A 15,665-nucleotide genomic window follows, 5' to 3' on the forward strand; every position below is an offset into this window, starting at 1 on the left:
TATATCATACAATCTATTGAAATTGCATTTTAAAATATTGTTAGAGTTTACATTTTTAAATTTCTATATCTATTAAAGCATGCAACTATTTCTTGTTCTCTAGGCATAGCAAGGCATCCAAGTCCATAGTTTACTGGACTCATAGAAATAAGTCCTTTTTTAGAAATAGAATCTTTAATTTCCATTACAATTTCTTGTAATGTTTTTGAATTATTTATTATATTATCTTCAGCATATTTCATTATATATCCTAAAGAAGAAACCTGCTCAGGGTCTGCTATTTGCTCTACACATCTAAGTTCTATAGTTTCTTTATTTATTGAAAGGCCATCTTTACTTAAAGTTTTTATCTTCACACCTTTAGGACCTTTTTCAATAGAACTTTTTTTTATTTTTCTATCAAAATTAATAGAAAGATTTAAACTAGAATTATTTATTCTATCTAGTACAACTCCCCGACTTAATGATTTGGCTTGTTCTGTAACATCTTTTGGTTCATATGAATCCATTTGTATTACTTTATGAGCTATATCAAAATAGTCACCTGAACTTCCAACTACTAAAATAGTTGAAATTCCAAGTTTATCATAAAGGGCTTTTGCTACTTCTATAAATGGGGTAATTGGTTCTTGTTCTTTACTTACAAGTTTCTGCATTATATCATCTCTAATCATAAAATTAGTTGCAGATGTATCCTCATCTACTAGAAATACTTTTGTATTACTTTCTATTCCCTCAATTATATTAGCTGCTTGAGATGTACTTCCACTAGCATTGTCGCTACAGAATTTTTTTGTATCTTTTCCATTAGGAAGGTTATTTATAAATAATGATATATCAGTATTTTTGATAAATCTTCCATCTTCAGCTCTGACCTTCAATGCACTTGAGTCAGTAATTACGTACTCACGTCCATCACCTTCTATATGATTATACACACCAAGTTCAAGAGCTTTTAATAAAGTTGATTTTCCGTGATATCCGCCACCTACTATAAGTGTAATACCCTTTTGTATTCCCATACCTTTAATTTTTCCCTTATTAGGTAAATTCAATTCTACTTCAAGTGATTTAGGAGATATAAAAGGAGTACCATTCTTTAATGGTCTATTTGAAACGCCACTTTCTCTTGGAAGAATTGAACCATTAGCAATAAATGCCACAATATTTAATTCTTTAAGACAACATCTTATATAATATTGGTCTTCACTAAGTTCAATTCTTTTTTGAATATTACTTCTATTTAAATTTTCGTACTTTAAAGTATTATCTATAATTTGAGGTAAGAAATTAAATAAAATTTTTTCTAATTCATTTGAAAGAACACTTCTACCTCTAGCTGGGAATCCTATTTCAAATCTTACTTCAATTTTTTCATCTGAAATTATTATAGCTGTTCTTTCAATAATTTCTTGACCACATTTACTTATAGAAATAAGTCCACTTTTTCCTGAACCAAATACTCTTGAGCTATATTTGTTTATATTCGAATGAAATAAACGTATTAGATAATCTTCAAGAGCTATTTTTTTGTAAGAGGTATCAAATAAATTTTGGGGGAATTTAGATACTTTTTGATCCATAATTACTCTTACCTTAGAGGGAGAAGCAAAGGGATCTCCTTGTACATGGTCTATACTTAAAATATAGTCTTTAAATTTAAATTTATCAGATAAGCTCTTATAAGCTCCATAGCTTTTTCCATTTATGGATTTGAGCTCACTTTTTAAATCATTAGAAGTTTTCATTTATTTATCCTCCTTAGAAGGTGAAAAATACTCATCGATTAATTTTTCAGACATACGTCTGTATAAATTGCTCATACTAATAAAAGCACATACTAATAAGAATTTTTCCTCAAAATCGTTTAAAGATTCATTTGAATCTACTAATTTTTTTATGTTTTCAGATATTTTATGTGATGAGTTATTTAAGTCATCTAGATTAAAATCATATGCATCCAAGAATGACTGGTACACATCATATAAAGGATAGTCTTCATTTTTATCGAAGGCTTCAATAATTGGTGTAAACATAGTTTTTATATCAGTTAACGATAATCCACCTTTTAGGTTATATATTAATCCCATTAAGATAAGGTGATCTTTTGTATACTTTTTATTTTTTATTTTCATTAAAAGATTTGCCTTAGCATAATTATTAATCATTGTTTTTGTTAGAACTTTATCATCGTCATTTCTTTTTGTATAGTTTAATTTACTTTCAAATAGCTGCATGACTTGATCCATATATAGATCTATTTCAGGAAAATCATCTAAGTTTATGTTGTTAGATGACTTTTGTAATTTTATAAATTGATCAATATTAAAATCTTTCATAATTCTATTCACTCCTTACATAGTAATAAAAACTACGTATTGTATTATAACTACAATATTAATGGAAACAGGGAGATATTTCAAGTATTTACATGAAAATTAATAATAAATAGTGTAAATAACTATAAATGGATATTGATATATTTGTAAATAGGTGGAATAATTTAATAAATGATAAGATGTAGTTTTGAAAACTACATAAATTAAATGGAGGTAATTATAATGGAGAAATATTTAAGGGAACCAGTTAATAGCTTAACTCATTTTGTCGGTGCTATATTATCAATATTTGCATTAATAGCAATGATTATTAAGTCATATGTTAAGGGAACATCAATTACTACATTTTTATCTGTTTTATTTTTTGGTATAAGCATGATACTTTTATATAGTGCATCCACAGCTTATCATTCAGTAATTGGCAATAACAAAGTGATAAAAGCATTAAAAAGATTAGACCATTCTATGATATTTATATTAATTGCTGGGTCTTATGCTCCATTTTGTTTAATTGCTTTACATGGACAGATAGGATTGAGTTTATTTCTAGCAGTAACAGTTTGTGCATTATTAGGGATAATATTTAAAATATGTTGGGTAACATGCCCTAGATGGTTAAGTAGTGTTATGTATATAGGAATAGGATGGTTTGCTATATTTGTAATATATCCAATGGCTCAAGTTTTATCTACAGCTGGATTAATATGGCTTATTACAGGCGGATTAATGTATACAATTGGTGGAGTAATATATGCATTAAAAAAGGATAAGATTAAAATAGGAATATTTGGTACACACGAAATATTTCACTTATTTATACTAGCAGGAACATTATGTCATTTTATATGTGTATTTTTTTATATACTATAATAGATATTTATTGTGTATTAAATAAAATTTGTAAATAAAAAAATCTGCCCAATAGAAATTGAGTAGATTTTTTTATTTATGTTTATTTAAAAAATTATATTTGCACATAAAACTATAATTGGAAGTGTAACTATAGTTCTTTCAAGGAAGATTAATATTAAATCTTTCAAATTAACAGGTATCTTTGAACCTATCAATAATCCTCCAACTTCAGACATGTATATTAACTGAGTTACTGATACGCATGCAACTATAAAACGAGTCATTGCACTTGAAATATTAGTAGCTAAAACAGAAGGAATAAACATATCTGCAAATCCTACTATCATTGTTTGAGAAGCGGCAGCGGCTTCAGGAACTCTAAGAAGTTTTAATAATGGAATAAATGGTGTTCCAAGTATTTGGAATACAGGAGTATACTCTGCAATCATTAGAGCAATTCCACCCATAGCCATAACTATAGGCAACACTCCAAGCCACATTTCAATTACATTTTTTATTCCATCAATAAAGAATTGTTTTACACTAAAATTCTCTTCAGCCTTTATCATTGCTTTTTCTAAACCATAAGTTAAATGTGTATAACCTTCAGGAGTAGTTTCAGCATCTTTTCTTGGTGCACTTCCATCTATATATGTATTAGGCTTTCTTGATAAAGGAGGTATTCTTGGCGTAATAATAGCAGCAACTATACCTGCAAATGTAACTGTTAAATAAAATGGTACAAACATATCACTAAGTCCTACTTGAGTAATAACCATTAAGCTGAATGTAATTGAAACAGCTGAAAAGGATGTACCTACTATAGCAGCTTCCTTTTGAGTATAAAAGCCATCTTCATATTGCTTTCCAGTTAATAATATACCTATAGTACCATCACCAAGCCATGAAGTGATACAGTCAATTGATGATCTTCCAGGAAGGTCAAATAAAGGTCTCATTATTTTTGTAAATAATGCACCTACAAATTCTAATAATCCATAGTTAAGTAATAATGGTAATAATATACCAGCAAATAAAAATACTGAAACAAGTAATGGAATAAGACTGAATAAAACTGTTCCACCTGTACTATCTGACCATATAAACTCAGGCCCCAAAGTAAAATAAGTTAGAATGGAAATAATTGCACCAATTATACGTCCTACCATCCATACGGGAGTTACATTAAAAAATGAGTTTAATGTTTTATTTTTAGTTTTAAATATTTTAATAAGTATACTTCCAATTGCAGAAATACAAATAAGTATTATAGCAATAAGAGGAAGTGTATCCCCAACACTAGTAACTAAAAAATTAGATAAGAAAGCTATTGGAATAGTAAACTTTCCCTCAATTTTAATAGGTGTCATAAATAAAAGTATTCCTAGTAGTGATGGGATAATAAATTTTAAAAATGAAGATAATTTAAAATTTAATTTTGAATTTTTATTAATTTTTATCACCTTTTTCCTTATAAATATGCAAGTAAATATTATTTTAATACATAAAAATAAAAAAAGATAGTATTATTTTTAGAGAGATTTTAATATTTATTCATTAATATAAAAAAAACCAATAATTAACTAGGTATTTTTGAAAGAATATAGTCTAAAGATGCGATATGGAGAGTTTACTCAAATTTATCAAACTTGATATGAGAAATTAGGTATAGTAAGATAAAAACATAGAAAATATAAACTTGTAGGGGGATTAATACAATGAGCTTTCGCGAAAGGATAAAAGAAGCCAAAAGAATAGTTGTTAAGGTAGGAACATCAACATTAACTTATGATAATGGAAATATAAATTTAGGAAGAATTGAAAAGTTAACAAGAATATTATCTGATATAGTTAATGCAGGAAAAGAAGTAACTTTAGTATCTTCAGGTGCAATAGGTGTTGGTGTAAATAAGATGAAGTTAAAAGAAAAACCCTCAAGTATAAGAGAAAAACAAGCAGTAGCAGCTGTAGGACAATGTGAATTAATGCACATATATAGTAAGTTATTTGGAGAATACAGCCATATTGTTGGTCAGGTATTACTTACAAGAGATGTTATAGAAGATGACCATATTAGAAACAATGTATGTAATACATTTGAAACTTTATTAGAAAATAAAATTATACCTATCGTAAATGAAAATGATACTGTTTCTATAGATGAAATTGAGAATATAGTTAGATTTGGTGATAATGATAATTTATCAGCAATAGTAGCTTCATTAATAAATGCTGATTTATTAATAATATTATCAGATATAGATGGATTCTATGATTCAGATCCAAGAAGCAATGATGATGCAAAGTTATTAAGTGTTGTTACAGAAATAACACCAGAATTAGAAGAATGTGCAGGTGGTGCAGGCTCTAACTTAGGAACTGGTGGGATGATTACAAAGCTTGCAGCAGCTAAAACAGCTACAGCAGCAGGTGTAGATATGATTTTAGCTAATGGAAGTGAACCATATATAATAAGAGAAATTTTAAATGGAGAAAATATAGGAACATTGTTTGTTTCACAATTATAAGGGGGCAATATTATGAGCGAATTAGAATTAATGGGGCAAAAGGCTAAAGGAGCATCTTATGATTTAGGAGTAGCTACAGTCGGAGAAAAGAATGACGCATTAATGTGTATGGCTGAAGAGCTATTAGTATCTAAAGATAGCATTATAGAAGCAAATAAAATAGATTTAAAAAATGCCAAGGAAAAAGGAATATCGGATGCTATGCTTGATAGGCTATTATTAAATGAAGATAGAATAAATGCTATGGCAGATGGATTAAAAGATATAGTTAAACTTCAAGATCCAGTAGGTGAAGTAATTGCTATGTGGGAACGACCAAATGGATTACAAATAGGACAAAAGAGAGTACCAATTGGAGTTATTGGAATAATTTATGAAGCAAGACCTAATGTAACGTGTGATGCAGCAGGACTTTGCTTAAAGACTGGAAATGCTGTTATTTTAAGAGGAGGCAGTGATGCAATTAACTCTAATAAAGCTATTGTAAGTGCATTAATTAAGGGAATTGAAAAAGCTGGATTACCTAAATATAGTGTACAATTAGTAGAAGATACAAGTAGAGAAACTGCTACAGAAATGATGAAGATGAATGAATATATTGATGTTCTTATACCAAGAGGTGGTGCAGGATTAATTCAATCAGTAGTGAAAAATGCTACTGTACCAGTAATAGAAACGGGAACTGGTAACTGTCATATTTATATTGATGAAAACTGCGATTTTAATATGGCTAAAAATATAGTAGTAAATGCTAAAGCTTCAAGACCTTCTGTATGTAATGCAGCAGAAAAATTATTAGTAAATGAAAAGATAGCAGAAGAATTTTTGCCAATTGTGGTTAAAGCTTTAAGAGAAAACGGGGTAGTGCTAAGAGGTGATGAAAAGTCACAAGCTATAATAAATGATATTGAAAAAGCAAATGCTGATGACTGGGGAAAAGAATATTTAGATTATATTATGGCTGTAAAAATAGTAAAAGATGTTGATGAAGCCATTTCTCATATAAATAAATATGGGACTGGGCATTCTGAAGCTATAGTAACTGAAAGTTATAAGAATTCTCAAAAGTTTCTTCAAAGAGTTGATGCAGCAGCGGTTTATATAAATGCATCAACAAGATTTACTGATGGTGGAGAATTTGGATTTGGTGCTGAAATAGGAATAAGTACACAAAAGCTACATGCAAGAGGACCTATGGGACTTAAAGAATTAACAACAACAAAATATATTATTTATGGTAATGGACAGGTAAGGTAAAAAAATATATGGTACTTTTTTGTACCATATATTTTATTTTTAGTAAAGTATTAAGCTATTTAATAGAAATATTTTTGATTATTCAGTACGTATAATGAATAATTATATTATATGCCTTTATTTGGAACTATGAAAATGTTTTAATAATATATTCAGATATAGTATAATTCTATATGAGTATATTATTAATTGTGTAAACATAGAGGAGATTAATATGAAAATAGCGTTAATTGCACATGATGAGAAAAAAACAGAAATGATTGAGTTTGCTAAAAAGCATAAAGATACTTTAGCCAAATATGAACTAATAGCTACTGGTGAAACTGGAAGACTAGTTGCAGAAGCTACTGGTTTAGAGGTTAAGTGCTATTTAGGAGGACCTTATGGTGGTGACCAGCAAATAGGAAGCCGTATAGCAGAAAATAAAGTTGGATTAGTTATATTTTTTAGAGATCCACTTACAGCACAACCTCATGAACCAGATGTATCTGCATTGTTAAGAGTATGTGATGTACATAAAACAGCAGTAGCAACTAATGTAAATACTGCAGAACATATAATTAAACAATTTTAATAAACTATATATTTAAGTGGTACATAATAAAAAATGCCTTAGTAAAAACTAAGGTATTTTTTTATTAAATTATATATCCCTGTATTTTTATAGATTATAGTATTATTTTATAAAAAAACAAAATATAACTTAGTTATCTATATTAATATTAAGAAAAGTAAAATATAAAAAGGTTTAAATTTCAGGGTGAATAAATATACCTTTTAATGAATAAATATACTTTATATAATATTCTAAATACGTTAAAATATATAAGTAAAAAGTGAATTCTATAAAAAGTAAAAGAATTATTTACTATATTATCATATAAACTATCCTTATTAATCTTGACATGGGGTGTTAATTTTACTAGAATTAGTAAAAGAGAAAAATTAATATAAAGTTAAGATGCACTTTAACTTGGTCCTGTGAGGCCAAAAAGGGATTATAACTATGATATTTATAAATTCAAAGGTGAATTTCATAGCTTATTTTTTGAAGTCAAATTTATATAATATACAGCACAGGATAGTGAAGAGCGCAGTTTACTGTAGTTTCTTTGTTATCCTGTTTTTTATATATACTGATTTCATAAGGTGTAGTTTTAGCAATAAATAATTGTAGGAGGCTTGCACATGAAAGCAAAACTTATATTAGAAAATGGTATGGTTTTTGAAGGTAAAGCTTTTGGTTACCTAAAAGAAAGTGTTGGAGAAGTAGTATTTACAACTGGTATGACAGGATATCAAGAAGTGCTCACAGATCCATCGTATTATGGTCAAATAGTAACTATGACTTATCCTTTAATAGGGAACTATGGAATTAATCTTGAAGATATGGAATCAGATGGAGTAAAGGTAAGAGGATTTGTTGTAAGAGAAAAATGTAGCTTACCAAGTAACTTCAGATGTGAATTAGAATTAGAAGATTTCTTAAAACAAGGAAAAGTAATGGGGATTGAAGGAATAGATACTAGAGCATTAACTAAAGTTTTAAGAAATAACGGAACTATGAGGGGGATAATAACTTTAGAAGATTTAGAGGAAGATGAAGTAAAAGAAAAGTTAAATTTATTTTCTAATACAGAAGCAGTTAAAAATGTAACTACAAAGGAATCCTATACTATTGATGGAGCAGGAAAACATGTTGCAATAATGGATTTTGGAATAAAGACAAATATAATAAGAAACTTTCAAAAGAGAGGATGCAGATTAACTGTATTTCCAGCAACGGCAACAGCTGAAGAAGTTCTTAGTGTTAATCCAGATTTAGTATTCTTATCGAATGGACCTGGAGATCCAGAAGATTTAGATTTTGTTATAGAAAATATTAAAAAGATGGTTGGTAAAACTCCAATAACAGGAATCTGTTTAGGTCATCAATTATTAGCTTTAGCTTTAGGTGGAAAAACTACAAAGCTTAAATTTGGACATAGAGGATGCAATCATCCTGTTAAAGATTTAGAAGCTAATATAGTTCATATTACTTCTCAAAATCATGGATATGTTGTAGAAACATTACCAGATAATATGGAAGTAACACATGTAAATATAAATGATGGAACAGTTGAAGGTATGAAGCATAAAGATTTACCTATATATTCAGTTCAATTCCATCCTGAGGCAAGTGCAGGTCCTAAGGATAGTGAATATATATTTGATAAATTTTTAGAGTATGCACTTTAGGAGGTTACGGAAATGCCATTAAATAAGAATATCAAAAAAGTTTTAGTTATAGGATCAGGTCCAATAGTAATAGGTCAGGCTGCAGAGTTTGATTATTCTGGAACACAAGCTTGTGAAGCTTTAAAATCTGAAGGAATTGAAGTTATATTAGTTAACTCAAATCCAGCTACAATCATGACAGATAAAGAAGTTGCAGATAAGGTTTATTTAGAACCATTAACATTAGAATTTGTTGAAAAAGTAATAGCTGAAGAAAGACCAGATAGTTTACTTGCTGGAATGGGTGGACAAACAGGACTTAACCTTGCAGTAGAATTATATGATGCTGGAATATTAGATAAATATAATGTTAAAGTAATAGGTACATCTATTAAATCTATCAAAGAAGGTGAAGATAGAGAGCTTTTCAGAGATATGATGAATAGAATTGGGGAACCTGTTATAAAGAGTGAAATAGTAACTGATTTAAAATCAGGTATAGAATTTGCTAATAAAATAGGATATCCAGTTATAGTAAGACCTGCATATACTCTTGGAGGATCAGGCGGAGGAATCGCTGAAAATGAAGAAGAATTAAGAACTATCTTAGAATCAGGACTTCAATTAAGTACAATAGGTCAAGTTTTACTTGAAAAATCAGTTAAGGGCTGGAAAGAAATAGAATACGAAGTGATGAGAGATTCTTATGGAAACTGTATTACAGTATGTAATATGGAAAACATTGATCCAGTAGGTATACATACAGGAGATAGTATAGTAGTTGCACCATCACAGACTTTATCAGATAAAGAATATCAAATGCTTAGAACAGCATCAATTAATATAATCAATGCTGTAGGAATTGAAGGCGGATGTAACGTACAATTTTCATTAAATCCAAATACTTTTGAATATGCAGTTATTGAAATTAACCCTAGAGTTTCAAGAAGTTCAGCATTAGCATCAAAGGCTACAGGATATCCAATAGCCAAATTAGCTACTAAGATTGCACTTGGATATGGTTTAGATGAAATTAAGAATGCAGTAACTCAAAAGACTTATGCATGCTTTGAACCAACATTAGACTACGTAGTTGCTAAAATACCAAAATGGCCTTTCGATAAATTCTTTGGCGCAGATAGAGAATTAGGAACAAAGATGATGGCAACTGGAGAAGTTATGGCTATCGGAGCTAACTTTGAACAAGCATTCTTAAAAGGAATAAGAAGTTTAGAGATCGGAAAATATTCTTTAGATCATAATAAATTCAAAGAATACAGCATGGCTGAATTAAAAGAATTAGTTATGAAACCAGATGATGAAAGAATGTTTGCTTTAGCTGAAATGCTAAGACGTGATTACAGAATAGATAAAATAAATAAAATTACAGGAATAGATAAATTCTTCTTAGAAAAAATTAAATGGATAGTTGAAGAAGAACAAAGACTAAAATTAAGTAAGATAGAAGATTTAGATAAAGAATGGTTATACAACTTAAAGAAAAAAGGATTTTCTGATAAGGCTATAGCAGATATGCTTAAAGTAAGCCCTGATGATGTTTATAGATTAAGAGACATTTGGAATATAAAACCTTCATATAAGATGGTTGATACATGTGGTGGAGAATTTGAAGCATTATCACCATACTATTATTCAACTTATGAACAATATGATGAAGTTGAAGTATCAAATAATAAGAAGGTTGTAGTTATAGGTTCAGGTCCAATAAGAATCGGTCAAGGAATCGAATTTGACTATGCTTCAGTTCACTGTGTAAAAGCGTTAAAGAAATTAGGAATTGAAACTATAATAGTTAATAACAATCCAGAAACAGTTAGTACAGACTTTGATGTATCAGATAAATTATACTTTGAACCATTAACTGAAGAAGATGTTTTAAGCATAATCGAAAAAGAAAATCCAGATGGAGTTATCCTTCAATTTGGTGGCCAAACAGCAATCAAACTTGCTAACTTCTTAAGTGAAAAGAAGATTCCAACACTAGGAACAACAGCAGAACAAATCGATATGGCTGAAGATAGAGAAAAGTTTGATGAACTTCTAGAAAAGTTAGGAATAGCTAGACCAAAAGGTAAAGGAATCTGGTCTCTAGAAGAAGGAATTGAAGAAGCAAATAGATTAGGATATCCAGTATTAGTTAGACCTTCGTATGTAATTGGTGGTCAGGGTATGGAAATTACTCATGATGAAGAAGAATTAGCATTCTACTTAGAAAATGCTTTCGCTAAGGATAAGAAGAACCCAATACTTATTGATAAATACTTAATGGGAAGAGAAATTGAAGTAGATGCAATTTCAGATGGAGAAGATGTATTAATACCTGGTATCATGGAACACTTAGAAAGAGCTGGAGTTCATTCTGGGGATAGTGTTACTATGTATCCAAGTCAAAATATAAGTAAAAATATAAAAGAAAAGATATTAGAATTTACTAAGAAGCTTGCTTTAGAAATTGGAATTAAAGGTATGATAAATATTCAATTCATAGAATTTGAAGGAAACTTATATGTAATTGAAGTTAACCCAAGAGCATCAAGAACTGTTCCATATATAAGCAAAGTAAGTGGAGTTCCTATAGTTGATTTAGCTACTCAGGTAATGCTTGGATCAAAATTAAAAGATTTAGGGTATGGAATAGATGTTTATCCAGAACCAGAATTAGTTTCAGTAAAGGTTCCAGTATTCTCAACTCAAAAGCTTCCTAATGTAGAAGTATGTTTAGGACCAGAAATGAGATCTACAGGAGAAGTTTTAGGGGTAGGAAGAAATATTAAAGAAGCTTTATACAAAGGATTTGTAGCAGCTAATATGTATCCTTCAAATGAAAAGGGAAAAATACTTGCTACAATAAATAAACATGACAAACCAGAATTCTTAGAAATAGCAAAACAATTATCTAAGGTTGGATATAAATTCATGGCAACAGCAGGAACTTGTAAATTATTAAAAGATGCTGGAATTGATGTAGAAGAAGTAAGAAAGATAAATGAAGAAGAACCAAATATATTAGATATTATTAAAAATAGAGAAGTTGATTTAGTAGTAAATACACCAACTAAAGGTAATGATTCAAATAGAGATGGTTTCCTAATAAGAAGAGCTGCAGTAGAAAGAAACTTAGGTGTAATAACAGCATTAGATACTTTAAGAGCAATAGCTGAAGTAGAATTAGAAAAATTAGATCAAAATAAAGATTTAGAAGTATTTAATATAGCTAAATAGTATAGTTAGAAACCCTGTTAAAGATATTTTAATGGGGTTTTTTCTATATTTTAACTAATTATGAAATGAATCATTGACAAGTGAACATATGTTCTGTATAATAAATTTAAGAACAAATGTTTGCTAAGGAGATGTGTATTGTGAATCAGTCAGGAAATTTTTTTGTGAAAGTAAACTGTAAAAATGTAGATAGTATTCGAAGTTTAATTATAGATAAGCAAGAAAGTTACAAAAAGAAAGAGGATAAATACATAATGTGTGCAGGAAAGTACGACAAGAATGGCTGGACATTAGTTTTTAGAGCAAAAACATTTAAAGAGGCAGAAGAACTTGCCAATTTAAATCCTTTTGTAAATAAACAATCGAGAATAAATTAATTTTATATACATAATACAAACAAGCTATTTCGGATAGAAAATAGTTTGTTTTAAATTTGACATTGAACACTTGAAATTACAATTGAAAGATTATTAATTAAATTTATTTTAGATCCTATATTAGATGAAATCTCACTTTTTACTATTTTAACTAAAGGTCTTAAAGGAAAATTTGGATAAGTTTTTTCTACTATACCGATATCTCCGTTGCTAAGGTTTACGATAGTGCCTTGAGGATATGGAATTATTATTTTACAGAAAACACTAACCATATCAAAATCAAATAATGTGCCGGCATTAGACATTAAATACTCTAATGCATCGCTAGGGAACATTGCTTTTTTATATGGACGGTTAGAAGTCAATGAATCGTAAACATCAACAATAGTCACTATTCTAGCCAAATAGCTTATATCATTTCCCTCAAATGTATTTGGATAACCTTTCCCATCAAAACGTTCGTGATGTTGTAAAACATTTAATAATATCTTCAATTTCAGCAGAGCTATATTCATCTATAACATATACTGAAAATATCTTTAATTCTTTAATTCTTTTAATTCTTATACCAGTAAGTTTAACACCAGCTCTTAGAAGAATTCGACCATCTGAATCATATATATCTTTTCCTAGAAGTGAATTTTCTCTAATACATTCTAAAGGAACTAATCTCATATTACTATATCTCTCCTGGACTTATATTACTATTTGTGTTAATTATAATATAAAAGTAAATAGTATAGTATAAATCCTAAAAAAATATAGATTATTTATACAAAATAATCTATATTTTTTCAAAATAAGTTAGATATCTAGAAGATTTTTCTCGTATATTGAATATAAAGATCTTAATTCGCTCATTTTATCTTCTAATTCTAAGTATAATCTTGAAGCATCTGCATAGTCTTCATTTTCAAAAGCTTGAGAAATTTTTGTGAATAAGCTTTTACTATTATAAGTATCTTTCATTAAATACATTCTTAAATTATTAATTTTTGTCCAATTAGAAATATCTAAATCTAAAGCTTTGTCTACTGAATGAATAGGTTTGAATGATCTTATTTCATTCATATAATTTTTAATAACTCTATGAGTTATTTCTGTTGTCCATCTTTCGATAAATGCCAATTTAAAGCTGTTTATTATTGAATCTGTAAATACATCATTTTTCTTTAGGCATTTTAGCTTTGAAGGATTGCTTTCTAATTGTGATAAGTTTTCGTATACAGTTGCAGGTGCTTTTCCAAAATACTTATTTCTTTCAGCTTCAGTGAAATCTTCAAATATATTATCTTCAGCTCTATAAGCTCTTGATTTTTCAAGATAATCAGCAGATTCTCCAGCCTTCTTTGATAATTCTGCTAAAAGTTCATCTTCAGTCTTATTATTTTCTGCTGCGTATACAATACCATCAAGCATACCCATGTAAGATGCAGCCATAACAAGATAAGTATTTGAGTGTGGATTTGGTGATCTAAGTTCAAATCTTGTAGCCATTGGAGAATTAAAATCTCTTATTAATCCAGCCAGAACAGTTCTATTTCTTGATGGGTTTTCAGGAGATAATCCAAGTGATGTTACTGTACATATTGGAGCTTCAAATCCAGGTTTTAATCTTTTTAATGAGTTATTAGTTGATGATACAAATGGATTAATTACTTCATAATTTTTTAATAATCCCATAATAGCACCATAACCTATTACGCTTAAAAAATGATCTTTTGGACCATTAAATATATTTATTCTTTTTCCATCTTTTAATTTTAAGCTTACTCCAAGGTGAGTATGCATTCCAGAACCAGCAACATTTTCAATTGGTTTTGCCATAAATGTTACGTCAAGGCCATTTCTTCTGAATGTTTCTTGAACAAGAATTCTTACAAATAGTTCATTATCTGCAGCTTGTACTGCATCAGAGAATTTCCAGTCAACTTCTAATTGTTCCATAACATGATCAAATTCACCTGATGTATTTAATTTAGCTTTTACTCCACCAACTTCTTTATGTCCCATTTCTGGCTCAAATCCGTATTTTTCCATTAAGATAAGAGTTTCTTCTAAAGCAGTTCTTACAGAACCTTTTGTTCTTGTCCAATAATGTTCGTGTAAAACTTGAGATGTTGATAATTCATCTACATGAGCAATATTATTAGGAGTTTTAACCCAAAATTCTAATTCGGTAGCAGAAGTAATAACTATATCTTGGATATCATTAGCTGTTATATTAAAAGACTTTAATGTTTCAGGATGGTTAGTGAAAATGTTCATAAGAGTTTCTTTAAATGTAGAAATAGAAGAAGTAAGAATATGTCTAGAATCAACTGCAACATTGTTATGATATAAGAAGCAAGGGATTCTAAGTGTACCAACAGGTTTGTTTGTTTCTGGATCTATAAAATCATAATTGTAATCTACAAACCATTTACAATCTAAATCTGTAACCATATCAACTTTTGCATTGTCTAAAGTTGCAATTCCTGGCAATACTACAGATGAACCATCTGTTTGAACAGCAACACCATTTAAGAATGCCTCTATGTCATCTAAGAATAGTTTAATAGGTATTTTTTCATCAGTATCATTACCTGATAGATCTATTCCAACAAATGAAGCAAACTTTATTTCAGGATGATTATTTAAAATTTCTTTTATGGATTCAACAGTGTGATTTTCTTTAGAAATAGTATAAATTAAATTGTTCATATTTAGTTTATTACAGTAATTACTGTAATAAAACATTCACATCCTTTCCTATATATCGAATAAATATTTTAAAAAATGTGGTAATATTCGTAAAATATATAAAAATTTTATTATATTTGTTTATATAATGTCAACGATTTTGAATTAAA

The 15,665-nt window shown here is 28.8% G+C and carries 11 protein-coding genes and 1 pseudogene; 7 read left to right on the top strand and 5 right to left on the bottom strand.

The features are described from left to right. Window positions 1–47 precede the first annotated feature (47 nt). Window positions 48–1,748, bottom strand: coding sequence for an ABC-ATPase domain-containing protein (locus HF850_RS03980; protein WP_169104188.1), 1,701 nt, complete (start codon window positions 1,746–1,748; stop codon window positions 48–50). Then, the gene (locus HF850_RS03985) at window positions 1,749–2,339 is read right to left on the bottom strand and encodes a DUF1836 domain-containing protein (RefSeq protein ID WP_169104189.1); all 591 of its coding nucleotides are present in this window, start codon (window positions 2,337–2,339) and stop codon (window positions 1,749–1,751) included. A 222-nt stretch (window positions 2,340–2,561) separates the two neighbouring features. On the opposite strand from HF850_RS03985, the gene HF850_RS03990 reads away from it, so the two are divergent. Then, entirely contained in the window at window positions 2,562–3,209 is a 648-nt protein-coding gene (locus HF850_RS03990; protein ID WP_169104190.1) for a hemolysin III family protein, read from the top strand. 86 nt (window positions 3,210–3,295) lie between these two features. On the opposite strand, the gene HF850_RS03995 is transcribed toward HF850_RS03990, so the two are convergent. Beyond that, window positions 3,296–4,645, bottom strand: a complete 1,350-nt coding sequence (locus HF850_RS03995) for a YjiH family protein (protein WP_169104257.1) — start codon at window positions 4,643–4,645, stop codon at window positions 3,296–3,298. A gap of 264 nt (window positions 4,646–4,909) precedes the next feature. Here HF850_RS03995 and proB point away from each other — a divergent pair, with 264 nt between their 5' ends. From proB to HF850_RS04025, 6 genes are all read left to right on the top strand, one after another. Next, the gene (gene proB, locus HF850_RS04000) at window positions 4,910–5,719 is read left to right on the top strand and encodes a glutamate 5-kinase (RefSeq protein ID WP_169104191.1); all 810 of its coding nucleotides are present in this window, start codon (window positions 4,910–4,912) and stop codon (window positions 5,717–5,719) included. A 12-nt stretch (window positions 5,720–5,731) separates the two neighbouring features. Beyond that, on the top strand, window positions 5,732–6,976 hold the full coding sequence (locus HF850_RS04005) for a glutamate-5-semialdehyde dehydrogenase (protein WP_169104192.1): 1,245 nt from the start codon (window positions 5,732–5,734) through the stop codon (window positions 6,974–6,976). Window positions 6,977–7,190: 214 nt separating this feature from the next. Next, the gene (gene mgsA, locus HF850_RS04010; protein WP_169104193.1) at window positions 7,191–7,550 is read left to right on the top strand and encodes a methylglyoxal synthase; all 360 of its coding nucleotides are present in this window, start codon (window positions 7,191–7,193) and stop codon (window positions 7,548–7,550) included. 614 nt (window positions 7,551–8,164) lie between these two features. Further along, on the top strand, window positions 8,165–9,214 hold the full coding sequence (gene carA / locus HF850_RS04015) for a glutamine-hydrolyzing carbamoyl-phosphate synthase small subunit (RefSeq protein ID WP_169104194.1): 1,050 nt from the start codon (window positions 8,165–8,167) through the stop codon (window positions 9,212–9,214). A 12-nt stretch (window positions 9,215–9,226) separates the two neighbouring features. Next, a complete protein-coding gene (gene carB / locus HF850_RS04020) occupies window positions 9,227–12,436 on the top strand; it encodes a carbamoyl-phosphate synthase large subunit (protein WP_169104195.1) in 3,210 nt (1,069 codons plus the stop codon). Between the two features lie 140 nt (window positions 12,437–12,576). Then, a complete protein-coding gene (locus HF850_RS04025; protein ID WP_169104196.1) occupies window positions 12,577–12,813 on the top strand; it encodes a hypothetical protein in 237 nt (78 codons plus the stop codon). 50 nt (window positions 12,814–12,863) lie between these two features. On the opposite strand, the pseudogene HF850_RS04030 reads toward HF850_RS04025, so the two are convergent. Both HF850_RS04030 and HF850_RS04035 read right to left on the bottom strand, forming a co-directional pair. Then, window positions 12,864–13,488: pseudogene (locus HF850_RS04030) on the bottom strand (HD domain-containing phosphohydrolase). 129 nt (window positions 13,489–13,617) lie between these two features. Continuing rightward, window positions 13,618–15,516, bottom strand: coding sequence for a glutamine synthetase (locus HF850_RS04035; RefSeq protein WP_169104197.1), 1,899 nt, complete (start codon window positions 15,514–15,516; stop codon window positions 13,618–13,620). Between the last annotated feature and the right edge of the window lie 149 nt (window positions 15,517–15,665).

The sequence above is a fragment of the Clostridium sp. SM-530-WT-3G genome, assembly GCF_012843905.1.
Classification (GTDB): domain Bacteria; phylum Bacillota; class Clostridia; order Clostridiales; family Clostridiaceae; genus Clostridium.